Source organism: Loigolactobacillus backii, assembly GCF_001663675.1.
Taxonomy (GTDB): domain Bacteria; phylum Bacillota; class Bacilli; order Lactobacillales; family Lactobacillaceae; genus Loigolactobacillus; species Loigolactobacillus backii.
In genome coordinates this window covers 2,173,691-2,198,861 of the sequence record NZ_CP014873.1, presented here as the reverse complement: position 1 = coordinate 2,198,861, position 25,171 = coordinate 2,173,691, and the positions used below count along the sequence as shown (strand labels likewise).

The window sequence follows — 25,171 nt, the reverse complement described above, 5'->3', positions numbered from 1 at the left end:
TGACAAACTGTTTTTTTGTCTAGCTTACATAAATTATGGGCCGTTGATTAGTTTTTAATGAAAAGGGTGGTTTTTTGGCAACTGTAATAGATGGTAAAGCCGTATCTGGGGAGATTATGGCCGATTTAACACTGGAGGTAGCTCAACTAAAACAGCAGGGAGTAGTTCCGTGTTTGGCCGTTGTTATTGTGGGTGATGATCCGGCTAGCCACGTTTATCTACGTAGTAAGCAACGCCGCGCAAAAAAATTAGGAATTAGAGTGCTTGTTAAAGCTCTGGCTGAAACGGCGACTGAGGCGGCAGTGCTTAAGGTATTGGCCGAGTTAAATCAGGATCCAAAGATTAACGCAATTCTAGTTGAAATGCCTTTACCCAAACAGATTAATCAGCAACATATTTTAGAGGCAATCAATCCGGCCAAAGATGTGGATGGGTTTCACCCGATTAATTTGGGCCAATTATTTGCGGGGACGCCTAGAAATATTCCGAATACACCCTATGGCGTCATGAAATTATTGGCGCATTATCAAATACCGCTGGCAGGTAAAAATGCGGTTGTTATTGGTCGAAGTGTGATTGTTGGTCGACCAATGGCGGCTTTATTAATGAATCAAAACGCGACCGTGACCGTTGCCCACAGTTACACGACTAATTTAAGTGCTTTAACGAAGCAAGCAGATGTTTTGGTAGTTGCGGCTGGTAAGGCCAATTTTATTCATGGGGATGCCATCAAGCCTGGTGCAACCGTTATTGACGTAGGTATGAACCGAACGGCAGCCGGTAAATTAGTGGGCGACGTTTCCTATCAAGAGGCTAGCCAGGTAGCCAGTGCGATTACGCCGGTTCCCGGTGGTGTTGGGCCGATGACAATCACGATGTTGATGTACCAAATTGTGAAATTAACAAAGGGTGTGGCTTAAATGGCAACGCAAACTGATTATTTATCAGTTACAGCATTAACTAAATATTTAAAGCGCAAATTTGATAGTGATCCCTATTTAGATCGCGTTTATTTAACCGGTGAAATTTCTAACTTTCGTTTACGTCCCAACGCCCACCAGTATTTTTCTTTGAAAGATGATCACGCTAAGATTAGTGCAATTATGTTTCGTTCTGCCTTCAATAAAGTGAAATTTACCCCTGAAGAAGGGATGAAGGTTTTGGTTGTCGGACGCATTTCATTATACGAGCCGTCTGGAAGTTATCAGATCTACGTTGAACGGATGGAACCCGATGGTGTTGGGGCGCTTTATCAGGCTTATGAACAATTAAAAAAGAAGTTGACTCAAGAAGGGCTATTTGCGGCACCTAAAAAACCGTTAGTCCGTTTTCCAAAACGAATTGCAGTTATTACGAGTCCAAGTGGTGCGGTTATTCGTGATATTATTACCACAACTAGACGGCGCTACCCAATTGCACAACTTATTTTATTTCCAACGCTGGTTCAAGGAACTGAGGCGGCCAGTGATATTACCGCTAAAATTCAGCAGGTTAATCGAATTGGCAATTTTGATACGTTAATCGTTGGTCGTGGTGGGGGTTCGATTGAAGATTTGTGGCCTTTTAATGAAGAAAAAGTAGCTCGTGCAATTTTTGCTAGTCAAGTGCCCATTATTTCTTCAGTTGGTCACGAAACTGACACAACGATTGCTGATTTGGTTGCTGATGTACGTGCGGCAACACCAACGGCCGCTGCTGAATTAGCCGTTCCGGTACTCAGTGATGAAGTATTGAAATTGCAGCAGCAACGAATCCGTTTATTTCAAGCTCTACAGGCTAAACTAGCCGTCGCTAAAAAGCAATTAGAACGTTTGCGGCAATCTTACGTTTTTCGGCAGCCCAATCGGCTTTATGATGGGTACAGTCAACGAGTTGATAGTTTAAAACAACAGCTGACAAGTGGGTTTCAGCAAACGTATTTAAAACAAAATCAGCAGGTCGCTATTTTAAAAACACGCTTGAAGCAGCAAACACCTTTACGAATGATTCAGTTGGCCCAAGAAAATCTACAACGGCAGCAACAACAGTTAACGGATGCTGGTCAGCGTTATTTTCAGAAAAAACGGCAGCTTTTACAGCAACAAATTCAATCGCTTGATTATTTAAGTCCTTTAAAAATTATGCAGCGGGGTTACAGCTACGTAACTGATGACCAGGGAAATGTTTTAAAACGTGCGACCGATTTTAAACCGGCCAACGACGTTACGTTACACGTGTTGGACGCAACTGTGATGGCAACGATTAAGAAGGTCACATTAAATGAGCAAAAGGAGGAAGACAATGGCTAAAGAACAACCATCATTTGAGGATAATCTCACCCAATTAAATGAGATTGTCACGAATCTGGAAAAAGGTGACGTTCCATTAGAAGAAGCGTTGAGCGAATTTCAAAAGGGTGTTACGTTAAGTAAAAACCTACAGGATACTTTAGACCACGCCGAGAAGACGTTGACAAAAATGATGAATGAAGATAATCAGGAAGTACCTTTTGAGGGGCCTGAAGGGACAGACGATAAAAATGACGACTAAACTAACTCGTTTGACAACAGAAATGGTGCCTGCATTGGATAGTCTATTAACCATGAAAATCCAGCATGATGTGCCAGATGAGACGCTGCAAAGTGCAATGGCATATTCAGTAATGGCTGGTGGTAAGCGATTACGACCACTTTTACTTTTGGCAACCGTGCAAACTTTTTTGCCGGGTCAAATACCACAAAGTTTACAGGCGGCGGCTGCAATTGAATTAGTGCATACATACTCATTGATTCATGATGATCTACCAGCAATGGACAACGATGATCTCCGTCGTGGCAAACCGACTAATCACGTCAAATTCGGGGAAGCACAGGCTATTTTGGCCGGTGATGGTCTCTTAACCTTGGCTTTTCAGTGGTTAAGCGATTGCCAGTTAGCGGCTGAGGTCAAGGTTGCTTTAGTGCATGAATTAGCGTTAGGTGCCGGGCCTGCCAAAATGGTGGCGGGCCAAAGTGAAGATATCGCTGGTGAAGCGCGGCAATTAACGTTACCGCAACTACAAGCATTACATGAAAAGAAAACGGGAGCATTGATCAAGGCAAGCATCTTAATGGGTGCCGATATTGCAGGTGTTCAAGATTACCGGCGTGCTGCCTTAACTAAATATGCTGTCAATCTTGGTTTAGCTTTTCAAATCAGAGATGACATTCTGGATGTCACAAGTACGGCTGAGGAATTAGGTAAGCCAGTTCATCAAGATGAGGCTGCCCACAAGAATACTTATCCTGGATTATTAGGATTGGCCGGCGCCAAAGACTCATTTAATAAGGCCATTGCAGCTACTAGGTTGGCACTTGATCCATTAGTTGCGTCAACCGACATAACATTATTTGAAGATTTTGCTGATTATTTGGAAAAATGAGGGAATAGTTTGAAAAAAGAGCGGATTGATGTTTTATTGACACAGCAAGGGCTATTTGATTCTCGTGAACAGGCCAAGCGTGCGGTAATGGCCGGTGAAGTATACGATAAAAATGATCAACGTTACGATAAACCAGGTAGTAAAATTGCGGCCGACGCGGTGTTACACCTTAAAGGCAAACACTTACCGTACGTCAGTCGTGGTGGCTTAAAATTGGCCAAAGCATTAAAAGTTTTTAAGTTAGATGTCACTGATAAAATCGTTTTGGATATCGGTTCGTCAACCGGTGGCTTTACAGACGTTGTCTTACAAAATGGGGCTAAGATGAGTTATGCGCTTGATGTAGGGACCAATCAATTGGTATGGAAACTGCGGGAGGATCCGCGAGTTGTTGTAATGGAACAAACCAATTTTAGGTACAGTAAGCCAGTAGATTTTACTGCTGGTCAACCTAATTTTTCGTCGATTGATGTTTCATTTATTTCTTTGCGGCTAATTTTACCAAATTTAGCAACTATTTTGGCCCCACAAGGCGATGTTGTTGCGTTGATTAAGCCACAATTTGAGGCTGGTCCCAAAAATGTTGGTAAAGGTGGGATTGTTCGTGATCGTAAAGTCCACCAACAAGTTTTAGAAACTATCCTAACTTTTGCGGCCAGCCATCATTATAATGTGCTGAACTTAGATTTTTCACCAATTAAAGGCGGCGAACGCGGTGGTGAAGGAAATATTGAATTTATCACGCATTTACAGTTGGCCGATAGTGAAGAAGGCCAAATTGCGGCAAATGTTTCAATTGATGAAACGCTTAAGGCGGCCTACCAGGCACTTAACGGTGCAAAAGCGTAACTTTTACTTTATCTCCTTTTAAAAATACGCTATCATTAAGAAAAAACTTGCGGATTAAGAGGGTGATGGATTGCGTAAAGTAGAACGGCAACGAATTATTAGACAGTTACTCGATGAACATGATGTTGAGAAGCAAGAAGATTTGGTTGCGCTGTTAGATCACGCTGACATTAAGGTGACCCAGGCGACAATTTCCCGGGACATCAAGGATATGCAGTTAGTCAAGGTACCGTCACCCAGCGGCGGCTATCGTTATAGTTTGCCGGCGCAACAAGCAATGGACACGGAAAAGAAGCTTAAACGAACGCTTTATGATGCTTATGTTTCTTTGGACGTTCAGGATTATTTTATCGTTTTAAAGGCTCTACCAGGTAATGGCACAGCAATTGCGACTTTAATTGACCAAATGAATTTTGACGGTGCTTTTGGGACAATTGGCGGTGACGATACTGTTCTTATTATTGCCAAGTCGGCTGATGATGCGCAACATTTATACCAGACACTTTTGGACTTGCTTGAACAATAGGCAAGTTCTTTATTTTTAAATTGAGGAGTGTTCATGTGTTACAAGAATTAGCAATTCGTGATTTTGCAATTATTGAAAAATTAAATATTGAATTTGATTCTGGCATGACCGTACTAACTGGTGAAACCGGGGCCGGTAAATCTATTATTATAGATGCGGTTGGTTTACTGGCGGGTGGGCGCGGTTCACAAGAATTTATTCGAACTGGCGCCAGCAAGGCTCGGCTTCAGGGCCAGTTTCATTTACCGTCTACTGCGTTAACCTTCTCGTTACTCGATAAGTACGGTATCGAACATCATGATCAAGATGTTTTGTTACAACGTGATTTACACCGCAGTGGTCGTAATGTTTGTCGAATTAACGGTCAGCTAGTTAACACGGCTACCCTAAAAGAGATTGGTGAAACTATCGTTGATATTCACGGTCAAAACGAGCATCAAGAATTGATGCACGCTGAAAAGCACCTTGGTTTGTTAGATGAATTTAGCAAACAGGAAGTTGTACCAGTACGAACGCGTTACGAAGCGGCCTATCAAACTTATCAACAGTTAAATCGCGCCTACCAGCAACGTCTGGCCAATGAAAAAGAGTGGGCCCAGCGACTGGATATGTTGCGTTTTCAAGTTAATGAAATCGAGGCAGCACAATTAAAAGAAAACGAAGAAATTACGCTAACTAAAGAAAAAGATCACCTTAGTAATTTTCAACAAATTAATGACGCGCTTCAGCATAGTTACGATGCAATTAGTAGCGATGAGGCAGAAACGCTGGATCACATTGGCGCCGCCATGACCGACTTACAGCAAATTGCTGACTTTGATGATAACTACAAGTCTTTAGCGGAAAGTGTGCAAACGGCCTACTATACGCTGCAGGACGTTTCATCAGATATTTTAAAACAGACCGATTTATTGGATTGGGATGAAGGTCGCCTTGATGAAATTGAAAAGCGGCTAGAGGTGATTGAACAGCTAAAACATAAATATGGTGACAGTACGACGCAAATATTGCATTACTACCATAAAATTAAACAAGAGTTGCAACAAATGGAAGCCACCGAAAATGATGAGGGTCAATTAGAAGCGGATGTGGCGGCTGCTAAAGATAAATTGCTAACGATTGGTGAGCAACTTACTAAAATTCGAAAAAAAGGTGCAAAACAGTTAGCTCAGGCCATTCACCAGCAATTACGGGAGCTTTATATGGAAAAAACAGTTTTCTCCGTTGTTTTTAAACCACAATCAGGCACGCATTTCTACGCGACAGGTTTGGATGATGTTGAATTCTACATTCAAACTAATCCAGGAGAAACTGCTCGGCCACTTGCAAAAATTGCTTCTGGTGGTGAATTGTCCCGGATGATGTTGGCGCTGAAAACAATCTTTACTCGTAGTCAGGGAATTACCAGTATCGTTTTTGATGAAGTTGATACAGGGGTTAGCGGTCGTGTGGCCCAAGCAATTGCGGATAAGATTAGTGGCATTGCCCGTTTTTCACAGGTGCTTTGCATTACACACTTACCACAAGTGGCGGCTATGAGTGATCATCATTTCTTTATTCAAAAACAAATCGTGGGTAAACGAACGAAAACAACCGTTGCGGCACTAACCCTAAATTCGCGGGTTGATGAATTAGCCAGGATGCTAGCGGGGACAACCGTTACTAAGTTAACTCTTGAGCACGCAAAGGAGCTTTTAGAATTAGCGGAGACTGAGAAAAGTAAGGTTATTCAGCGCACAACTGAGTAAAATTGTGATTAGATTGCGATCACTTCAAATTAAATCAAAAAAAGAGGTTGCTAACAATAATTGAACTACAGGTTAGCTGTAAACTTAGGCTAAGCTTGTACTTCAATTATTGTAACAATCTCTGCTGCAATCGTAATTTAAGCGAGTTCGATATAGCGAATGGCATTAGCAGTAACTAAATGAATTAATTTTTGATCGAGGCTAGTAAAAAATGTAATGTGACCGCGCTGATTAAAGTAACCCGTCATGGCCGCCTGACCACCGTGATCAAAATCATTAAACTGGACGGTGACTAGTTGTTTGCGCGTGAGGACTTGTTTTAAGTAGTAGTTGATTTGAAAGAGAGGCATTTGCGGTTTTGCGGCTAAGTTTAATTGATCCTCAGGGGTTAGCAACTTATTGTAGGAAGTTTGAATCCGCGAACCTAAAGCCCTTAATCTAACTTGTTTTATTTCCATTTTAATTGCCTCCGAACGTTTGTTTGTATCATCATTATACGAACAAATGTTCAAAAAAGCAACTGCTCTTTATAATTTAATTGTGTTTTATAGTGACGCCAGGCTTTGAAGCATGTTAAACTTATCTCAATAAAATTCTGGGAGGCACCGTAAATTGGCTAACCAAATTAATTTTGAAATTGAAGAAACGATTGGCACCCTAAGTAGCAATAAAAGTGGTTGGACGAAAGAACTTAATTTAATTAGTTGGAATGGTCGGCCACCCAAGTTTGATTTGCGCGATTGGGCACCTGACCACGCAAAAATGGGCAAGGGCATTACTTTAACTAACGACGAAGTGGCATCTTTACGTGAAATCCTTGTTGGTATGGTTAATGAATAACTTGAAAAAAGTTGAAAAAAAGTGCAAAATGAAATTTAATACGTTTAAGGAAGAAGGAGAAGTAAGCTAATGGCAACGCGTGGAATGTTAATTGTGCTGTCTGGGCCATCGGGCGTTGGTAAAGGAACTGTTCGTAAGGCAATGTTTCGTGATAATAAGAAACGAGATTTTGTCTACTCAGTGTCGATGACAACCCGAAAGCCACGACCTGGAGAAGTTGATGGCGTGGACTATTATTTTCGTAGTGAGCAGGAGTTTAAACACGAGATTGCGACTGACGGCATGCTCGAGTATGCTCAATACGTCGATCATTATTACGGGACACCGTTGAAGTACGTTAATCAAACGTTGGACTCTGGTAAGGATGTTTTTTTAGAAATTGAAGTCAACGGTGCAATGCAGGTTCGTGAAAAATGTCCAGACGGTGTTTTTATTTTCCTAACACCACCTGATTTATCTTCTCTCAAAGAACGAATTAAGGGACGTGGCTCTGAAGATAGCCAAACAATTAATAAACGGATGGTTAAGGCTGTGGAAGAGATTAAAATGATGCAGCAATACGATTATGCCGTAGTTAACGACCGAGTTTTCCTTGCGGTTAAACGAATTGAGAATATTATTGAAAGTGAACATTTGCGTGTAAAACGAGTTATGACGCAATATGAAAAAATGATTGGAGCGGTTGAAAAATGATTTTATATCCCTCAATTGATAAATTATTGGAAAAAGTTGATTCACGTTATTCGTTGGCAGTTTTAGCGGCTAAGCGTGCCCATGAAATTGAAGCTGGTGCTTTAAAGATGCTACCGGAATATCGGTCACCACAAACGGTGGGCCAAGCCTTAGAAGAAATTGCCGAAGGTGACGTTATCATTGATCCGGCTTCACAAATGACTGAACGGGAAGCAGAAGCAATTGACGAAGAAAATAAGCACGATAAATAATTAATATCAACTTGAAGGTCAGGAAAATTCCTGTCCTTTTTTTGTGGCAGGCGCAAAGCTATTTTAGTTGTTTTCTGCTACAATTATAGGCAGTGGAATTTGGGAGTCTTTGAAAAAGCGTTCAGATTCTATTTCGCAATTGAGACTTATTACTAGCTTCGCTGACGTTGTCGATCGGACTAAGAAAAAATAAGGTCCGAGTCGCGGCTCAAAACGCTAACCAGCTTACTGTGCCATTTGTTGTCCATTCAACTATGGCAAAACTCGCCAAGTTGAAACCAGGTAACTGTAGGCAGTTTTTTTCACGGGTTTACACTAAATTAGTTCAGAAGATACTAGCAAACGTTTTTTTCAAACACGCTTGCACTAAACAAGGAAAAACTAACCTAAACGTAGTCTAAGTTGATCGATGAAGAAGTGGAGGAACTACAATTGTTAGCAGGAAAACATATTGCGTTATACGTTACCGGTGGAATTGCAGCTTATAAGGCGGCTTCTTTAGTGCGAGAATTAATTCGCCGTGGCGCAGAAGTTCGTGTGGCCGAAACCGAGGGAGCAACCGCTTTTGTAACTCCACTCACCTTTCAAGTGTTGAGTAAACACGTTGTTTATACGGATCGTTTTAAACAAGAAGATGCGGCTGAGGTGGCTCATATTGCTTTGGCTGATTGGACGGATATCGCGATCATTGCACCGGCTACAGCAGATGTTATTGGTAAATTAGCCAATGGGATTGCGGACGATTTTGTAACAACTGCATTATTGGCTACGGTTGCGCCAAAATATATTGCACCAGCAATGAACGTGCATATGTTGGCAAATTCGGCGGTAGCCCGTAATTTGGCCCAATTGCAGCAGGATGGGTTTGATGTGATTGATCCAGCCGTCGGTTTTCTTGCTGAAGGTTACTCTGGTAAGGGACGCTTGCCAGAGCCGCATGAAATTGCGGACTACGTTGCGCATAAATCTAATCCACAACAATTACCATTGCAGGGTAAAAAAGTTATTATTACGGCTGGAGGGACCCGTGAACGGTTAGATCCAGTTCGTTTTATTGGGAATGATTCATCCGGTAAAATGGGTTATGCCTTGGCGGAAGCTGCGCGTGATCTGGGGGCTGAAGTAATCTTAATTAGTGCAAAGACAAATCTAAGTGCACCAACTGGAATAATGCTTATTTCGGTGGAAACTGCGGCACAAATGAGTCAGGCGGTTCAGGCACAGTTTAAAACGGCCGCAATTGTTATTATGGCCGCAGCCGTTTCGGATTATCGGCCTAAACAGGTTGCTAAAGAAAAAATAAAGAAAACGGCGGTAACTTTAACTTTAGAATTAGAAAAAACGCCGGATATTTTGGCGACACTTGGGCAGAATAAACAACAACAATACTTAATTGGTTTTGCTGCAGAAACGCAGAATATTGCTGAATATGCCCAAGGAAAATTAACTGCCAAAAAAGCAAATATGATCGTTGCCAACGATGTTTCCAATCGTAATGCAGGTTTTAACGTTAGTACGAATAAAGTGACTATTTTCCGACCAAATCAAGGGCCGCTTGATTTGCCGTTAGCAGATAAACATGTTATTGCCCGGGAGATTTTGGCACAAGCAGTAGAAGATTTGAAGTTAAATTAGATCTAAACGAGAGGAGGGCCAATGGTGACGCAAATAGCAGAGGTAATTGTGGATGTTCCGACAATGCAGACTAATCGACCTTTTGATTACGCAATTCCAGCTAGTTTAACCAAGCAAATCAGTCCCGGAATGCGAGTTGTCGTTCCTTTCGGTAAACGTCAGTTGCAAGGTTTCGTTGTTGCGATTACCGATCAAAGTTCTTTTGAAGGTACTTTAAAAGAAATCGTTGCGGTAGTTGATTTGCGGCCAGTGCTCAACCATGAATTACTACAATTGTCGCAGTGGTTGGCCCAATCAACGTTTGCTTTTTGGATTAGTTGTTTACAAACCATGTTGCCAAGTGTCATGAAGGCTAGCTACGAAAAAACGGTTCGCCTGGAACCAACTGCTGACCCTAAATTAGCGACTGAATTATTTCAAGGTAAACAAGAAATTCCTTTTTCAGAGGCAACTAATTTAACTTCGGCCCATAAATTATTACAGTTACAAAAAGAGCAGCAAGTTGAAATTGTTTACCACGTTAATAATCGTGCGCATAAAAAAATGCTTAAAGGATTGTTGCCAACTAAATCAGTGGCCGAATGTGAAGCATTAAAAGCCAATTTAACCAAGTCTGCCAAAAAGCAGGCTTTATTGTTGGCTTATTTGACCTCAGTTGCAGGCCAAACGGAGGCAATTGCCTACCAGCAAGTGTTGGCGGCTGTTGCGGTATCACGCGAGACATTACGGACAGCAGCAAAGAAAGGCTGGTTCAAGGAGGTTGCGATTGAGCAATACCGTGATCCCTACGCTGGCCATACAGTTGAACACACACGGCCACGAGTTTTAACTGCAGAACAAGCGGCCGCCGTCACACAAATTAGTCAAGCGGTTAAAGAAAGCCAAAACGAGGTTTACTTAGTTGAAGGTGTAACTGGGAGTGGCAAAACTGAAATCTATTTGCAAGTGATTCAGGATGCGCTAAAGCTTGGTAAAACGGCGTTAATGTTAGTTCCAGAAATTGCCTTAACGCCCCAAATGGTTAATCGCGTTAAGGGCCGCTTTGGTGAGCGAGTGGCAATGTTGCATAGTGGTTTGTCGACTGGTGAGCGCTACGATGAATGGCGCCGAATTGAGCGCCAAGAGGCCCAAGTGGTTGTAGGAGCACGATCGGCTGTTTTTGCACCGTTAAGTCATTTAGGTGTAATTATTATGGACGAAGAACATGAGACAAGTTATAAACAAGATGATATGCCCCGGTACAATGCCCGGGATGTGGCCTTATGGCGGGCCAAGTATCACAATTGCCCTGTGATTTTAGGCAGTGCAACGCCTTCATTGGAATCCCGGGCGCGTGCACAAAAGGGCGTTTACCACTTAATTCGCCTGAAACACCGAGTGAATGATCGGCCTATGCCAGAAGTAACCGTTGTTGATATGAAAAATGAATTGAAGAAGACAACTGAAGGTAATTTTTCTGAGTTAATGTTGACGCAAATTCGGCAACGGCTGATTAGACATGAACAAAGTGTTTTGATGCTTAATCGCCGTGGCTTTTCGTCATTCGTGATGTGCCGGGATTGTGGTTTTGTTTTGAAATGTCCTAATTGTGATATTTCATTAACGTTACACATGGATACCCATTCAATGAAATGCCATTATTGTGGGCACGAAGAAGCAATCCCCAAGGTGTGCGCAAACTGTCACAGTCATAAAATACGTTATTATGGTACCGGCACCCAAAAAGTTGAAGCGGAGCTAAAGGAACTATTACCAACTGCCCGCATCTTACGAATGGATATTGACACAACTCGGCGCAAGGGTGCCCATGAAAAAATCTTAAATCAGTTTGGCCAGCATGATGCCGATATTTTACTTGGAACACAGATGATCGCTAAAGGGCTTGATTTTCCTGATGTCACTTTAGTTGGAGTCTTAAATGCGGATACGGCTTTGGGTCTGCCTGATTTTCGGGCCAGTGAACGAACTTTCCAGTTATTAACCCAGGTCAGCGGTCGTGCTGGGCGGGCCGATAAGAAGGGTGAAGTAGTTGTACAGACTTATAATCCGGAACACTACGCTATTCAATTGGCCCGGCATCATGACTACGAAGGTTTTTACAAGCGAGAAATGACGTTACGGCATCAAGGCAATTACCCGCCTTATTATTTCACTATTTTGCTAACGGCCAGCCATGAAGAAGAAAATTTGGCCGCAAAGAAAATTTTTCAATTAATGAATCAATTAAAACCAGTTTTATCCCAAAAAGCGATTATTTTAGGCCCAACACCACGGGCCATTGCACGAGTTAACCGGCGTTATTACTACCAAATGGTGATCAAATATAAAAATGAACCCAACCTAAACGCTGAATTAACAAAAATAATGCAAGACAATCAGGAAACCAAAAAGGGAATTCAGATCTCAATCGATCGTGAGCCGCTGAGTTTTATTTAAAAAGAAGTATGGCAAAGCGGATCATACGAACAAACTTCCGGGTGAAGTGTAGATTAACATTGAAGAATTAAGGAGGAGTTAAATTTGACGTCAATTGTATTTATGGGTACTCCAGAATTTTCGGCTCCAATTTTAGAAAGTTTGCTAAAACAAGGTTACGCAGTTTTGGCCGTTGTCACGCAACCAGATCGCCCAGTTGGTCGGAAGCATGTACTGACACCATCCCCGGTAAAACGAGTTGCTTTGGAACATCAATTAGAGGTACTGCAGCCGGAAAAATTAAGCGGTAGCCCCGAGGCACAACGAATTATTGACCTGGCACCAGATTTGATTGTTACGGCCGCTTTTGGTCAATTTTTACCTAAGAGTGTGCTTGCGGCACCAAAAATTGCGGCCTTAAATGTGCACGCCTCGTTGTTACCAAAATATCGCGGTGGTGCTCCGATTCAGTATTCACTTTTAAACGGTGAAAAAGAAACCGGCGTGACCATTATGAAGATGGTGATGAAGATGGATGCAGGTGATATTTTACGCCAGGAACGTTTACCAATTGAAGCCACGGATGATAGTGGTAGTTTGTTTGCCAAACTTAGTGTAGTGGGCGAACGGCTTTTACGTACGACGTTACCAGATTTCCTGGCCGGGAAGATAACGCCGCAAGTTCAAGATTCTGCTAAAGTAACCTTTGCCCCAAACATCAAACCAGAGCAAGAAGAAATTAATTTAGAAAATACGGCGCACCAAATTGATTGCCAAGTTCGGGCCTTGCGTCCAGAACCAGGTGCTTATGTTATGATGTTAGGTAAGCGAACTAAATTATGGTCGGTGGCACCTTTAGCAGAAAAAACGACCCAGGCACCAGGAAGTGTTGTTACAGTGACAAAGCACCAATTAACGCTTGCTGCTGGGGCGGGAAGTGTCTTTGCCGTTAATGAAATTCAGCCAGCAGGTAAAGCACGAATGCCAATAACGGCCTTTTTAAACGGTATTGGGCATGGTATTAAGGAAGGACAACAATTATTCGATGGCAAATAAATTAAAGCAAACACCACGTTATTTAGCAGTGGATATCTTAGAGCGAGTTGAAAAAGAGGGTAGTTACGCAAATATTGCCCTCGATCAAGTGCTTGATCGAGTACGCCTGAATTCAAGTGATGCGGGTTTACTGACTAATATAGTTTACGGGGTTATTCAACACCGGCTAACTTTAGATTATTGGTTAGCACCATTTATAAAAAAGCCACAGCAGTTAGAACACTGGGTACGGCAGGTATTACGGCTTTCCGTTTACCAAATGACTTATCTAGATAAAATTCCTAACCGGGCTATTTTTTATGAAGCAACCGAAATTGCTAAAAATCGTGGAAATCAGGGAACTGCTGGTTTGGTGACGGCCATTTTACGTAATATTCAACGAACTGGTTTGCGTGATCTTACGGAAATAGCGGATGCTGACGAACAAATGAGTATCAAATATAGTTTGCCGGTCTGGCTAGTTAAGAAGCTACAAACGGAATTAGGCCAGGCGAAGACCTTGGCAATTTTGGAACACATTAACGAACCACCAACAGCGTCAATTCGGGTTAATACGCGGGTGACTAACGCCGAAAAATTACAAACTGAATTGGCGGAGGTTGATCTACAGGTAGAGCCAAGCCATTTAACCCCCGTTGGTTTGGTGAGTCAAGGTGGTTTCTTTGCTGGGACGGCCGCTTTTGAGGCTGGCCAGTATACAGTACAGGACGAAAGTTCCATGTTGGTGGCAGCTAGTATGCAACTTAAACCGAATCAACAAGTTCTAGATGCTTGTGCAGCGCCTGGTGGGAAAACCACACATATTGCAACTTATCTAAATGCTGGGGCGGGCGGTCACGTGACTGCTTTGGATTTACACGCTAATAAGGTTCGTTTGATTGAAGAAAATGCTAATCGGTTGCACGTTTCTGATGTTGTTTCGGCCCAGGCAATGGATGCGCGGGATGTACACAGTAAATTTGCTGATGAGCAGTTTGATCGGATTTTGGTTGATGCACCTTGTTCTGGGCTTGGCTTGTTGCGGCGTAAACCTGAAATTAAGTATGCTCGTAGTGAGGCCGACTTACAGAACCTTAAAAAGATTCAATTGGCTATTTTAAATAGTGTTGCCAAGAAGGTAAAAATCGGTGGTATTTTGACCTACAGTACGTGTACAATTGTTGATGAAGAAAATCAGCAGGTTATTGAAAAATTTAGACAGCAGCACCCAGAATTTGACTTAATTCCGGTTAAAACTGATTATGACTTAACGGTTGAAACGGAACCATATATGAAGCTTTATCCAGACGATTACCGAACGGATGGTTTCTTTATCTGCTGTCTACAGCGAAAAACGAGGTAGTTTTCATGAAGTTTGCCTATCGGACGGATGTGGGTCAAAAACGACCAAATAATGAGGATTATGTCAGTGTTTATCAAAATCGCTCCGGCGTTCATTTTGCGATTGTTGCGGATGGTATGGGTGGTCATTTAGGCGGTGACGTTGCTTCGGCAATGGCCGTTTTACATATTGGATATGATTTTGAACAAACAACCTTTAAAAAAGTTGAACCAATCGTTTCTTGGTTAGTCACGGAGTTACAAAAAGAAAATCAACATATCTTAACAAAATCCCAGCAGTACGCTGATCTTAGTGGCATGGGAACTACTTTTGTTGCCGTTATTTACTTTCAAAATGAATATATTATCGCCAACATTGGGGATAGTCGTGCTTATTTATACCGAAACGGCAAGTTAGCTCAATTGACTGAAGATCATTCTTTGGTTAATGAGTTAGTTAAGCACGGGGAAATTAGTAAAGAGGCCGCCCGCCATCACCCGCAAAAAAATATTATTACCCGAACGTTAGGTGTTTCTGCGGAGGCCGATGCGGATGTGACTGTTCGGCAGTCACAGTACGGTGATTATATTTTGCTCTGTTCTGATGGTCTGACTAACATGGTCAGTGATGATGAAATTACGGCGGTATTGGCAAGTGAGCTTAGCCTACAAGCAAAATGTGATCAGTTGATTAAACAGGCGAACGCGGCCGGTGGATTAGATAATATTACTGCCTTGCTACTCTTTGAGGATCGTGAGGTGAAGAGCCGATGATGGAAGATGGCTATAAAATAGATGGTCGTTACGAGATCCGTAAGCCAATTGGTGAAGGCGGGATGGCTAACGTTTATTTAGCGCGGGATTTAATTCTTGATCGTGATGTCGCCATTAAAATTCTGCGTTTAGATTTGCAGAACGATCCTGACACTATTCGTCGTTTTCAACGGGAAGAATTAGCGTCAACTGAGTTAGTTCACCCGAATATCGTTGAGGTTTACGACGTTGGCGAAGATAGTGGCATGCAGTATATCGTAATGGAATACGTTAAAGGAACCGACTTAAAACGTTACATTGCCCGCAATTTTCCCATTGCTTACCCCCAGGTCATTAAAATGATGTTGGCCATTTTGGCCGCGGTTGGTGAGGCCCACGCCCACGGAATAATTCACCGTGATTTAAAGCCGCAAAATATTTTAGTTGATGAAACTGGTCAAGTGAAAATTACGGATTTTGGAATTGCGGTGGCCTTGTCGGAGAATTCAATTACTCAGACTAATTCAATGCTGGGTTCGGTTCACTATTTGTCACCTGAACAGGCTCGGGGCAGTATTGCAACCAAGCGTTCCGATATTTATTCATTGGGCATTATTTTGTACGAAATGTTAACCAGTAAGGTTCCTTTCGAGGGTGAAACTGCTGTCAGTATCGCCTTAAAACATTTTCAAAATCAAATTCCCTCCGTTCGCGAATTTGATCATAATATTCCCCAATCACTAGAGAATGTTGTCTTGAAGGCGACGGCCAAAGTTCCAATAGAACGCTACGCGGACGTTTCCGAAATGGCTGCTGATTTGAAAACAAGTTTGAATGTAGATCGGGCGGCTGAAGCGAAGTTTAAGCCTGAAATTGATCAAGAGGAAACAAAAGTGATCACGCCGATTTCACAGTTGAACGATCGGTTGCCCAAAGATGAGGGTGACGTCACGACGTACACAGCGAAACATCATACTGAAGAAAAGAAACCAGTCGATAATTCGGCAACTAAGGCGGCTTTACAGCAACAGAAACAAAAGCGGCGAACACCGCTATTACTAGCCTTGTTGGCGATTATAATTTTAATTCTATTAGGTGGCGGTGTTTATGCTTACCAAGAAATGATGAGTACACAAGTTCCGAACGTTGTCGGGCTAACGCAAACTCAGGCGCAAAAAAGATTGGCCGCTAAAAATTTACAGTTAGGCAGAACAACGCGGCAAACTGATCAAAAAATCACTAATGGTAGGGTGATTCGTTCAACACCTAAGGGACACGTAAAGCGAAATAGTCGGGTTAGCTTGGTTATTAGCCAAGGAAAAGCGAAGGTGCGGGTAGTTGATTACACAGGACAATCCTATTCGGCGGCGGCAAAAGAGTTACGAAAAAAAGGTTTTCGAGTTAAGCAAACAGTGACCGCTTCTACTGCTACAGCCAAGGGTGTGGTGATGACCCAAAACGTTACCGCCGGCAGCCATGTTGTACCAGAAAAAACAACGGTTAGGCTGACGGTTAGTGCTGGACAGGGGGCTTTTGGGTTAAGTAATTTGATTAATTGGTCACAGGCTAGCGCACAAGAATACGCCAGTAGTATGGGACTTGATTTAACGCTTAAGACGGCCTTCTCTGACTCAGTTCGTTCCGGTGCGGTTATGGCTCAAAAGCCAGTTGCTGGTAAGTATGCTCAGCCAGGAGATCAGTTAATCGTAACAATTTCGCGAGGCCAAAAACCTGCAAATGACATCAGCTTTACCGAAAAAGTCACTGTTCCTTACGATAAAAGCACTGGTAGTAGTAATCAGGTTGTTATTTATATCGGCGATGATGCACACGACATTGGAACGGTATACCAGCAATCAGTTATGACTAAAACAACAACTTTTAAATTACCATTTACGCTGAAACCTGAGGCTAGCGGTCAGTACCGAGTTGTTCGGGATGGGACTACGGTAAGTGAAAACAATAATGTAACGAAATAGGTTAAACTTTGGTAAACTAGAAAGTATCTAAAGAGCGTTTAATTTCTACTCCGTAATTGGGCAAGTATTAATTAAGTGGAGAAACTGCTTTTTAGATGTAAATCCGTTTACCTGTGAGGGGTCGGAAACGGCCTCTTTTTTAAATAAAGGGAGGTTACAGTTTGACCACAGGACAAATTCGCAAGGCGTTAAGCGGTTTTTATTATGTTTACGCTGATCAACAGACGTTTCAAACGCGGGGCCGGGGCAATTTTCGCAAGCGTGGTTTAACGCCACTTGTCGGTGATTACGTTCGTTTTGAAAGCACCAACTTAAATGAAGGTTACGTTCTAGAACTTTTACCGCGAAAAAATCAGTTAGTGCGTCCACCAGTTGCTAATATTGATCAGGCGGTCGTGGTGACCTCGGCGGTGAAGCCTGATTTTTCAAGTAATTTATTGGACCGCTTTCTAATTACTTTAGAGGCTAACGGTATTAAGCCAATTATTTATTTGACCAAAACCGATTTACTTTCGCCGGCGCGTTATCAGGAATTACAAACAACGCTGGCTTATTACCGGCAGTTAGGTTACCCAACTTTAGTGGCGAAAGAACCGTACGCTAAAACAAGTGTCGCCGAATTGACAGCCCATTTTAAGGATAAGTTGACTGTTTTTACAGGACAATCAGGTGCTGGCAAATCAACCCTGTTGAACCACATATCACCAGATTTAAATTTAAAAACGGCGGCCGTTTCTGAAAGCCTCTCCCGGGGGAAACATACCACGCGCCACGTTGAATTGTTACCCTTATTTGGCGGCCTAGTAGCTGATACACCAGGATTTTCGGCACTAAACTTGGCTGAAATTGATTTGGAGGAGTTAGGCCGACTTTTCCCAGAATTTATGCAGGCAGCACCACTATGTAAGTTTCGTGAATGTCAGCACGATAAAGAACCAGGCTGTGAAGTTAAACGCCAGGTTGAAGCAGGAACAATTTTAAAAAGCCGTTATGAAAACTACTTGCAATTTCGTGAAGAAAAAAAAGCTGAAAAACCTAAGTACGGTAAGGGAGGAAAATATTGATGAAAATTGCACCTTCAATTTTAAGTGCTGATTTTGCAAATTTGGCACATGATGTGAAATTGGTTGAAAACGCTGGCGCCGATTACTTGCACGTTGACGTGATGGATGGTCATTTTGTCCCCAACATTACGTTTGGCCCTAGTGTCGTTGCTGCTTTACGTCCAGTCACCAAGTTAACCTTGGACTGCCATTTAATGATTGAGCACCCAGAAAACTACATCAAGGACTTTGCGCAGGCTGGCGCTGATTTATTAACCATTCACGTGGAAAGTACGCCCCATTATTACCGGGCAATTCAAATGACTAAAGAAGCTGGCTTAAAAGCTGGAGTGGTTGTTAACCCGGGGACACCGCTTGAATTGATTAAGAATGTTTTCCCGCTAGTTGATCAGGTACTGGTCATGACCGTGAATCCTGGTTTTGGTGGGCAAAAGTTTTTACCAGATATGCTGGCTAAAGTTAAGCGCCTAGATCAATTACGGCAAACGAATGATAAATATCACTTTGACATTGAAGTTGATGGCGGTATTAATGCAGAAACGATCAAGACTTGCGCGGCCGCAGGTGCCGATGTTTTCGTCGCTGGCTCTTACATCTACGAGGCCGCCGATCCTGCCGCTCGTTTGCAAACTTTAAAAAATAATGTGGCCATCTATGACGCGGATTAATTTATTGGTTGGTGGGCCAACTGATTTATGGCCGCAAGAGTTGACGGAAAATCCCTTAGCGATTCCCGGAAAGTGGCTTAGTGCTGATCGGGGAACTTTACGCCTGTTACGTTTGGGGATCATCCCTAAAATTGCGGTGGGGGACTACGACTCGCTTTCTCCCCGGGAATTTGATCAGGTTCAGGCGCAAGTGGCGGATATTCGAACAGCAGTTACTGATAAAGATGATACCGATACTGAATTGGCCCTGGTACTCGCCTTACAGGAATTTCACGCACAACAAGTGGTAATCTACGGCGCGACGGGCGGACGGTTAGATCATTTTCTTGATAATCTGTTTATGCTTTTGGAGGCACGATTTTTGCCGTTTATTGAACGAATTAAATTAGTGGATAAGCAAAATAATTTTCGCTTTTTTAATCCAGGGGTCCATTCAATTGTTAGCGATCCTGATAAGCATTATTTAGGTTTCGGGCCGTTGACGGCAGTAAAGGGTCTCACGTTGTATGACACTAAATATCACTTACGGGACGCGGACGTAGCGCAACCAATTATGTACGCCAGCAATCAATTCACAAAACGTTCGGCAACCTTTTCGTTTCGCAGTGGGGTTGTTTGTGTTATTCAAAGTTCGGATGAAGCAAACTAAGGTATTTTTACGACAATAAAAAAAGAGTTGGGATTTCCCCCAACTCTTTTTTTAATCGCTTAAACGCGAGTTACTTTACCAGATTTCAAAGTACGTGCAGATACCCAAACGCGTTTTGGTTTACCATCTACTAAAATACGTACTTTTTGTAAATTAGGTTTCCAGTTACGCCGGCTATGGTTCAACGCATGCGAACGTTTGTTACCGAAGTTAGTACCTTGTCCGGTTAAAAAGTCTTTTGCCATGAGATTGCCTCCTTTACCGAAACTTTTTAAGGTTATTCATTAAACACTTACTTGAATAAATTTAGCATAATCCGACCATGATTGCAATAGATTTCTTTCAAGTAATTTTGCTTGACAGCACCTTAGCTAATTGCCAAAATGTGAAATGAGAACATCACAGCTTGCAGAACGGACAACGTAACTTGCCGTTGAACCAACTAGAGCCCGGGCAACAACACCCTTACCAGTTGGGCCTAGCAGAATGAGATCAACGGCATGATCAATGGTAAAGTCATGGGCAATGACCGTCTTAGGATTGCCAAAGCGAATATGAATGTCGAGATCAGTGAAGCCATAGTTTGCGGCTTCTTCTTTTAAACCATTTAGTTGCTTTTGTGTTTTTTTAACTAGTCGATCAGTATAATTATCACGCTCTTCACTCTTTTTAAAATCATAGTGGTAGTCCTCGTTCCAAATATCGAGAACTGTCAGTAAGAAGATATGTCCGTAATTTGTGCGGGCAGTTTGCAGTGCTTGTAAGAAAGCATTATGTGCTTGTTTTGATCCATCAATTGCAACAAGAATATTTTGGTAAGCCTGTGCCATTGTCACCACTCCCATCTAATTCAAACCTTAAAGTTAGTATACCGCTTGCCTTTGTGTGATGACAGCATAAAGCTAGGAAGTGCTTAAAAAGATGCCGTTTTTGCTTTTTTAACACGTTTCTGCTAAATTAAGCTGCAAAGTACTGGTAAGGTAATTTGCAAATATGGCCCGTTTGCCCGTTCAAATTCGGCGTTGTTGAAAACAGGCTGACTTTTATTTAAACGGGGGCTATGATAGAATATCGTGTAGATTGTTTTTCAAGGAGGTTACTTAGTATGGCTGTTCGAATTAAGACCCAATACGGGACGATTGATATTTCCAATACGGTCATTGCAACGGTTGTTGGTGGTGCTGCAACGGATGTGTACGGCATTATCGGTATGGCCAGTAAAAATCAAATTCGTGATAATTTAAATGATATTTTAAGAAAAGAAAACTACGCACGTGGGGTTGTTGTTCGCCAAGAAGAAAATGGCGTTGCAATTGACGTCTACATTATTGTTGGTTATGGCACTAAAATTTCAGAAGTTTGTCGTAATGTCCAAGATAAAGTGAAGTATAATTTAGAAACAATGCTCGGTGTTTCGGCAAATTCCGTGAATGTTTTTGTTCAAGGTGTCCGGGTGTTAGCCGATTAATGAGGAGGATCTGTTTTGGAAGTAACTGAAATAAGAGCAGAAAAATTTCAAGATATGGTGCGGATCGGCTCCCACCGTTTAAATAAGAATGCTGATTTTGTTAACTCACTAAATGTTTTTCCCGTTCCTGATGGTGACACTGGAACAAATATGAGTTTGTCATTTGGCAGTGGGGCTAAGGCGGTTAATGAGGCTAAGGTAACAACTGTTGGTGATCTTGCCCAGGCGCTTGCTAAGGGGCTTTTAATGGGCGCTCGTGGTAATTCTGGTGTCATTACATCACAGCTTTTCCGTGGCTTTGCTAAAAGTGTGGCTGGCAAATCAACGCTTAGCGCACAAGATTTGACCCAAGCCTTGATGAGTGGTGTCGAGACGGCCTATAAGGCTGTAATGAAGCCAGTCGAAGGGACAATTCTAACAGTTGCTCGTGAAGCCGCGCGGGCCGCAAATAAGACCGTTAAAACAACCGATGATGCTACCGAAGTTATGCGGGCGGTGGTCATTGCTGCTAAGGAATCTTTAGCTAAAACACCTGATTTATTGCCAGTTTTAAAAGAAGTTGGTGTGGTTGATTCTGGTGGCCAGGGGCTTGTATTTGTGTATGAGGGCTTTTTGGAAGGGCTCTCCGGTGATGCAGAAAACGAGGATGTTTATACCCCTGATGAAAGTGAAATGGATGAGATGGTTAACGCCATGCATCATCAGAGCGTTCAGAGTCAGATTGCTACCGATGACATTGAGTACGGCTATTGTACTGAAATGATGGTTGGCTTAGGTCAAGATGGTGCAACCAAGCAGTTTAACTATGACGATTTTCGCAATTATTTAGATGCCTTAGGTAATTCATTATTAGTTGTTAATGATGAAGAGGTTGTTAAGGTCCACGTTCACACTGAGCATCCGGGAACGGTGTTAAATTACGGCCACCAGTTTGGCTCAATGATGAAGATTAAGATTGATAACATGCGCCTACAGCACGAAACAATTTTGGAACACGATGAAGAAGAAAAGAATGAACCTGCTGAGCCAGTTGATTACGGAATTGTTGCAATCGTTTCTGGTAAAGGCGTTGGTGATCTCTTTAAGAGTCTTGGTGCCACGGTTATTTTGAGCGGTGGTCAAACAATGAATCCTAGTACGGCTGATATTGTGGCGGCCATCAAACAGGCTAACGCTAAGCGAGTTTTGGTGTTGCCAAATAATGGAAACATTTTATTAGCGGCTCAGGAAGCAGCAAAGGTCGTTGAAATTCCCGTCGAAATTGTGCCAAGTAAAACAATTTCCCAAGGAATGACATCACTACTTGCTTTCAATCCTGGTGATGATCTAAAAACGAATCAAACTAATATGCAATCCAGTTTGGCCGATGTGATCAGTGGTCAAGTGACGAAGGCTATTCGCGATACCACAATTGACGGGCTTGAAATTCATAAAGATGATTTTATGGGCATTATTGATGGTAAGATCAAGATTTCAGAGCCCGATCGGCAGCAGGCCGCTCAAAAAATGATTCAGGCCATGTTAAATGAAGATAGTGAAATTGTGACACTTCTTGTTGGTGAAGGTGGTACAAAACAAGAAGCTCAGGCCATTGCTGATCAAATAACGGAAGCTAATGAAGATATCGAAGTGGAAATCCACGATGGTGGGCAGCCTGTTTATCCATATTTAGTTTCGGTGGAATAATTAAATTTTTATAGTTAAGTTATGGTGGGTTAAAGGACATTTCTGGATGATTAAGTGATGCTTATTCAAGAAACTAATTGTCTTTTGACCCATGTTTTTGTTTGGAGAGAGGAGAAAATAATGGTTGTTGGAAAAAGTTTGCAGGATTCCGTTGCTGTTTTGCCTGGAGTTGGTCCCAAACGTGTGCAGGCTCTTAGCGAATTAAAAATTACAACAATCGCCGATTTATTACATTATTTTCCCTTTCGTTATGAAGATCTTAAAGTTGTTGATCTAAATGAGGCCGCTGACCAAGAAAAGGTAACGTTAAAAGGAACCGTCGTCTCCGACCCAATTGTGAGCCGTTTTGGCCGCGGTCGTAATCGGTTAAACGTCCGGCTCTTAATTGAGCACGATGTGATCATGGTCACTTTTTTTAACCAACCATGGCTTAAGGATAAATTTGTGACCGGCGCCGAGGTTGCAATCTATGGCAAGTGGGACGCCAAGCGAAAAAGTTTGACTGGTATGAAAGTACTGGCGGTTAAAAACTCTAGTAATCCAGCATTTGCGTCTATTTACAGTGTTAGTAAAAATATTCATCAGAGTACGCTGGTAAAGCTTATTCGGGATGCTTTTACAAGTTATCAGGATTGTATTAGTGATATTATTCCGGCTGCGTTGCAACAAAAGTACCGGTTACTTTCTGAAAAAGCGACAATTGCCGGAATGCATTTTCCAAAAACACAGCAAGAGGCAAATGCCGCCCGGCGAACCGCTATTTTTGAAGAGTTCTTTTTATTTCAAATGACAATGCAGTTAGTTAAGCAGCGTGAACAGGCGCCGCAAGAGGGTATGGTGGTTGCTTATGATAATCAGAAGTTACGGGCCTTCATTAAGACCTTACCGTTTGAATTAACCAACGCCCAAAAGCGAGTTGTTAACGAGATTTGTCGTGATTTAAAATCAGTGAAACACATGAATCGACTACTGCAAGGTGATGTTGGTAGTGGGAAAACGATCGTGGCTGCAATTGTGATGTACGCCGCGGTTACTGCTGGACTGCAGGCGGCCTTGATGGCACCAACCGAAATTTTGGCGGAACAGCACTACAAGAACTTGACCAAGTTATTTGCGCCGTTTAACGTCAAAATTGTGCTGTTAACTGGTTCAACTAAAACTAAGGTCCGGAAAGAAATTTTAGCTGGTCTTGCTGCTGGAACCGTTCAGATGATTATCGGAACGCACGCATTAATCCAAAAGGGCGTTGATTTTGCCGATTTAGGGTTAGCAATTACTGATGAGCAACACCGCTTTGGGGTAAATCAGCGGCGGATTTTACGAGAAAAGGGTTACCGGCCTGATATTTTGGCAATGACGGCCACGCCGATCCCGCGTACTTTAGCAATCACGGCCTTTGGAGAAATGGATGTTTCAACAATTGACGAGCTGCCGGCCGGGCGAATTCCGATTAAAACCTCGTGGATTCGTAGTAACCAGGTTCCTAACGCACTAACTTTTATGCAAAAAGAATTGGCCAAGCATAACCAGGCTTACGTCATTACACCCTTAATCGAAGAATCGGAAAGTATGGATCTAAAGAACGCGCAAGAAATCTACCAGAACATGCAATTGGCCTTTGAACCAACTTACCAGGTTGGTCTACTTCACGGGCAAATGAAGGCTGATGAAAAAGAGTCAGTAATGGCCGATTTTAAGGCCAATGATTTTCAAGTTCTTGTGGCGACAACGGTAATTGAAGTTGGCGTCGATGTTCCTAATGCAACAACCATGTTAATTTTTGATGCTGATCGGTTTGGCCTATCGCAACTTCACCAGTTGCGCGGTCGAATTGGGCGGGGGAAAGCTGCTTCCTTCTGTATTTTGGTTGCTGATCCTAAAAATCAAACTGGAATTGAACGAATGCAAGTCATGACGGAAACCAATGATGGGTTTAAAGTTTCGCAAAAAGATTTAGAATTACGGGGACCCGGGGATGTTCTTGGTGAAAAACAGTCCGGCATGCCGGAATTCAAAGTTGGTGATCCAGTAGCCGACTTTGCGGTTCTAGAGACGGCACAACTAGAAGCACAAAAATTATTAACGAATAATAACTTAGATTTACCGGCCAATGAACAACTGAAGGCCTATTTGGAACATGAAACTAAGGCTTACCAGAACTTAGATTGAGA

25 protein-coding genes are annotated in these 25,171 nt (G+C 42.4%); 22 read left to right on the top strand and 3 right to left on the bottom strand.

The features are described 5' to 3' along the window. Window positions 1-74: 74 nt before the first annotated feature. The 7 genes from AYR53_RS09985 to recN all read left to right on the top strand — a co-directional run bounded on the left by AYR53_RS09985 (window position 75) and on the right by recN (window position 6,523). Window positions 75-920 (top strand): bifunctional 5,10-methylenetetrahydrofolate dehydrogenase/5,10-methenyltetrahydrofolate cyclohydrolase, encoded by an 846-nt coding sequence (locus AYR53_RS09985; RefSeq protein ID WP_075168906.1) that lies wholly within the window; start codon window positions 75-77, stop codon window positions 918-920. Continuing rightward, a complete protein-coding gene (gene xseA / locus AYR53_RS09980; protein WP_068223825.1) occupies window positions 921-2,288 on the top strand; it encodes an exodeoxyribonuclease VII large subunit in 1,368 nt (455 codons plus the stop codon). It abuts the gene before it with no gap. Further along, entirely contained in the window at window positions 2,281-2,529 is a 249-nt protein-coding gene (locus tag AYR53_RS09975) for an exodeoxyribonuclease VII small subunit (protein ID WP_068223828.1), read from the top strand. Before xseA ends, AYR53_RS09975 begins: the two co-directional genes overlap by 8 nt. After that, on the top strand, window positions 2,519-3,400 hold the full coding sequence (locus AYR53_RS09970) for a polyprenyl synthetase family protein (protein ID WP_068223830.1): 882 nt from the start codon (window positions 2,519-2,521) through the stop codon (window positions 3,398-3,400). Before AYR53_RS09975 ends, AYR53_RS09970 begins: the two co-directional genes overlap by 11 nt. Window positions 3,401-3,409: 9 nt before the next feature. Beyond that, window positions 3,410-4,249: a TlyA family RNA methyltransferase gene (locus tag AYR53_RS09965; protein ID WP_068223835.1), complete on the top strand. Its 840-nt coding sequence runs from the start codon at window positions 3,410-3,412 to the stop codon at window positions 4,247-4,249. Window positions 4,250-4,319: 70 nt separating this feature from the next. Next, entirely contained in the window at window positions 4,320-4,775 is a 456-nt protein-coding gene (gene argR / locus AYR53_RS09960; RefSeq protein ID WP_068223840.1) for an arginine repressor, read from the top strand. Between the two features lie 35 nt (window positions 4,776-4,810). Next, window positions 4,811-6,523: a DNA repair protein RecN gene (gene recN, locus AYR53_RS09955; protein ID WP_068223843.1), complete on the top strand. Its 1,713-nt coding sequence runs from the start codon at window positions 4,811-4,813 to the stop codon at window positions 6,521-6,523. Between the two features lie 137 nt (window positions 6,524-6,660). Here recN and AYR53_RS09950 read toward each other — a convergent pair whose 3' ends face one another. Next, window positions 6,661-6,981, bottom strand: a complete 321-nt coding sequence (locus AYR53_RS09950) for a hypothetical protein (protein WP_068223846.1) — start codon at window positions 6,979-6,981, stop codon at window positions 6,661-6,663. 154 nt (window positions 6,982-7,135) lie between these two features. Here AYR53_RS09950 and AYR53_RS09945 point away from each other — a divergent pair, with 154 nt between their 5' ends. From AYR53_RS09945 to AYR53_RS09890, 12 genes are all read left to right on the top strand, one after another. Further along, a complete protein-coding gene (locus AYR53_RS09945; RefSeq protein ID WP_068223848.1) occupies window positions 7,136-7,363 on the top strand; it encodes a YdbC family protein in 228 nt (75 codons plus the stop codon). A gap of 69 nt (window positions 7,364-7,432) precedes the next feature. Continuing rightward, window positions 7,433-8,056: a guanylate kinase gene (gene gmk, locus AYR53_RS09940; RefSeq protein ID WP_068223850.1), complete on the top strand. Its 624-nt coding sequence runs from the start codon at window positions 7,433-7,435 to the stop codon at window positions 8,054-8,056. Beyond that, window positions 8,053-8,307 carry a DNA-directed RNA polymerase subunit omega gene (gene rpoZ / locus AYR53_RS09935; RefSeq protein ID WP_068223851.1) on the top strand — a complete coding sequence of 85 codons (255 nt, stop codon included), beginning with the start codon at window positions 8,053-8,055 and terminating at the stop codon, window positions 8,305-8,307. Before gmk ends, rpoZ begins: the two co-directional genes overlap by 4 nt. A gap of 432 nt (window positions 8,308-8,739) precedes the next feature. Further along, window positions 8,740-9,942 (top strand): bifunctional phosphopantothenoylcysteine decarboxylase/phosphopantothenate--cysteine ligase CoaBC, encoded by a 1,203-nt coding sequence (gene coaBC / locus AYR53_RS09930; protein WP_068280417.1) that lies wholly within the window; start codon window positions 8,740-8,742, stop codon window positions 9,940-9,942. A 24-nt stretch (window positions 9,943-9,966) separates the two neighbouring features. Further along, entirely contained in the window at window positions 9,967-12,378 is a 2,412-nt protein-coding gene (gene priA / locus AYR53_RS09925) for a primosomal protein N' (RefSeq protein ID WP_068280420.1), read from the top strand. Window positions 12,379-12,462: 84 nt separating this feature from the next. Then, window positions 12,463-13,413, top strand: a complete 951-nt coding sequence (gene fmt, locus AYR53_RS09920; protein ID WP_068223859.1) for a methionyl-tRNA formyltransferase — start codon at window positions 12,463-12,465, stop codon at window positions 13,411-13,413. Continuing rightward, on the top strand, window positions 13,403-14,755 hold the full coding sequence (rsmB, locus tag AYR53_RS09915) for a 16S rRNA (cytosine(967)-C(5))-methyltransferase RsmB (protein WP_068223864.1): 1,353 nt from the start codon (window positions 13,403-13,405) through the stop codon (window positions 14,753-14,755). The genes fmt and rsmB overlap by 11 nt, the downstream gene beginning before the upstream one ends. 5 nt (window positions 14,756-14,760) lie before the next feature. Next, window positions 14,761-15,507 (top strand): Stp1/IreP family PP2C-type Ser/Thr phosphatase, encoded by a 747-nt coding sequence (locus tag AYR53_RS09910; RefSeq protein ID WP_068280423.1) that lies wholly within the window; start codon window positions 14,761-14,763, stop codon window positions 15,505-15,507. Further along, window positions 15,504-17,465, top strand: a complete 1,962-nt coding sequence (pknB, locus tag AYR53_RS09905; protein ID WP_068223870.1) for a Stk1 family PASTA domain-containing Ser/Thr kinase — start codon at window positions 15,504-15,506, stop codon at window positions 17,463-17,465. Before AYR53_RS09910 ends, pknB begins: the two co-directional genes overlap by 4 nt. 161 nt (window positions 17,466-17,626) lie before the next feature. Continuing rightward, entirely contained in the window at window positions 17,627-18,529 is a 903-nt protein-coding gene (gene rsgA / locus AYR53_RS09900; RefSeq protein ID WP_068280426.1) for a ribosome small subunit-dependent GTPase A, read from the top strand. Next, entirely contained in the window at window positions 18,529-19,197 is a 669-nt protein-coding gene (rpe, locus tag AYR53_RS09895; protein WP_068280430.1) for a ribulose-phosphate 3-epimerase, read from the top strand. The genes rsgA and rpe overlap by 1 nt, the downstream gene beginning before the upstream one ends. Then, the gene (locus AYR53_RS09890; RefSeq protein WP_068280433.1) at window positions 19,184-19,846 is read left to right on the top strand and encodes a thiamine diphosphokinase; all 663 of its coding nucleotides are present in this window, start codon (window positions 19,184-19,186) and stop codon (window positions 19,844-19,846) included. The genes rpe and AYR53_RS09890 overlap by 14 nt, the downstream gene beginning before the upstream one ends. 59 nt (window positions 19,847-19,905) lie before the next feature. Here the strand turns inward: AYR53_RS09890 and rpmB are convergent, their stop codons facing one another. Together rpmB and AYR53_RS09880 are read right to left on the bottom strand one after the other, a co-directional pair. After that, complete coding sequence (gene rpmB, locus AYR53_RS09885) at window positions 19,906-20,091, bottom strand: 50S ribosomal protein L28 (protein ID WP_068223881.1); 186 nt, start codon at window positions 20,089-20,091, stop codon at window positions 19,906-19,908. Between the two features lie 126 nt (window positions 20,092-20,217). Then, the gene (locus tag AYR53_RS09880) at window positions 20,218-20,676 is read right to left on the bottom strand and encodes a universal stress protein (protein ID WP_068280436.1); all 459 of its coding nucleotides are present in this window, start codon (window positions 20,674-20,676) and stop codon (window positions 20,218-20,220) included. 275 nt (window positions 20,677-20,951) lie between these two features. Here AYR53_RS09880 and AYR53_RS09875 point away from each other — a divergent pair, with 275 nt between their 5' ends. The 3 genes from AYR53_RS09875 to recG all read left to right on the top strand — a co-directional run bounded on the left by AYR53_RS09875 (window position 20,952) and on the right by recG (window position 25,169). Further along, complete coding sequence (locus AYR53_RS09875) at window positions 20,952-21,314, top strand: Asp23/Gls24 family envelope stress response protein (protein WP_068223889.1); 363 nt, start codon at window positions 20,952-20,954, stop codon at window positions 21,312-21,314. Between the two features lie 15 nt (window positions 21,315-21,329). Then, window positions 21,330-23,000: a DAK2 domain-containing protein gene (locus tag AYR53_RS09870; protein WP_068280440.1), complete on the top strand. Its 1,671-nt coding sequence runs from the start codon at window positions 21,330-21,332 to the stop codon at window positions 22,998-23,000. Between the two features lie 120 nt (window positions 23,001-23,120). Then, window positions 23,121-25,169 (top strand): ATP-dependent DNA helicase RecG, encoded by a 2,049-nt coding sequence (gene recG, locus AYR53_RS09865; protein ID WP_068280443.1) that lies wholly within the window; start codon window positions 23,121-23,123, stop codon window positions 25,167-25,169. The last annotated feature ends 2 nt before the right edge of the window (window positions 25,170-25,171 follow it).

Excerpts from the sequence above, each read along its gene's own strand:
- xseA (WP_068223825.1), top strand. The coding sequence starts at position 921 with ATGGCAACGCAAACTGATTATTTATCAGTTACAGCATTAACTAAATAT.
- AYR53_RS09975 (WP_068223828.1), top strand. The coding sequence starts at position 2,281 with ATGGCTAAAGAACAACCATCATTTGAGGATAATCTCACCCAATTAAAT.
- AYR53_RS09970 (WP_068223830.1), top strand. The coding sequence starts at position 2,519 with ATGACGACTAAACTAACTCGTTTGACAACAGAAATGGTGCCTGCATTG.
- AYR53_RS09950 (WP_068223846.1), bottom strand. The coding sequence starts at position 6,981 with ATGGAAATAAAACAAGTTAGATTAAGGGCTTTAGGTTCGCGGATTCAA.
- gmk (WP_068223850.1), top strand. The coding sequence starts at position 7,433 with ATGGCAACGCGTGGAATGTTAATTGTGCTGTCTGGGCCATCGGGCGTT.
- rpoZ (WP_068223851.1), top strand. The coding sequence starts at position 8,053 with ATGATTTTATATCCCTCAATTGATAAATTATTGGAAAAAGTTGATTCA.
- rsmB (WP_068223864.1), top strand. The coding sequence starts at position 13,403 with ATGGCAAATAAATTAAAGCAAACACCACGTTATTTAGCAGTGGATATC.
- AYR53_RS09910 (WP_068280423.1), top strand. The coding sequence starts at position 14,761 with ATGAAGTTTGCCTATCGGACGGATGTGGGTCAAAAACGACCAAATAAT.
- pknB (WP_068223870.1), top strand. The coding sequence starts at position 15,504 with ATGATGGAAGATGGCTATAAAATAGATGGTCGTTACGAGATCCGTAAG.
- rpe (WP_068280430.1), top strand. The coding sequence starts at position 18,529 with ATGAAAATTGCACCTTCAATTTTAAGTGCTGATTTTGCAAATTTGGCA.
- AYR53_RS09890 (WP_068280433.1), top strand. The coding sequence starts at position 19,184 with ATGACGCGGATTAATTTATTGGTTGGTGGGCCAACTGATTTATGGCCG.
- rpmB (WP_068223881.1), bottom strand. The coding sequence starts at position 20,091 with ATGGCAAAAGACTTTTTAACCGGACAAGGTACTAACTTCGGTAACAAA.
- AYR53_RS09880 (WP_068280436.1), bottom strand. The coding sequence starts at position 20,676 with ATGGCACAGGCTTACCAAAATATTCTTGTTGCAATTGATGGATCAAAA.
- AYR53_RS09875 (WP_068223889.1), top strand. The coding sequence starts at position 20,952 with ATGGCTGTTCGAATTAAGACCCAATACGGGACGATTGATATTTCCAAT.
- recG (WP_068280443.1), top strand. The coding sequence starts at position 23,121 with ATGGTTGTTGGAAAAAGTTTGCAGGATTCCGTTGCTGTTTTGCCTGGA.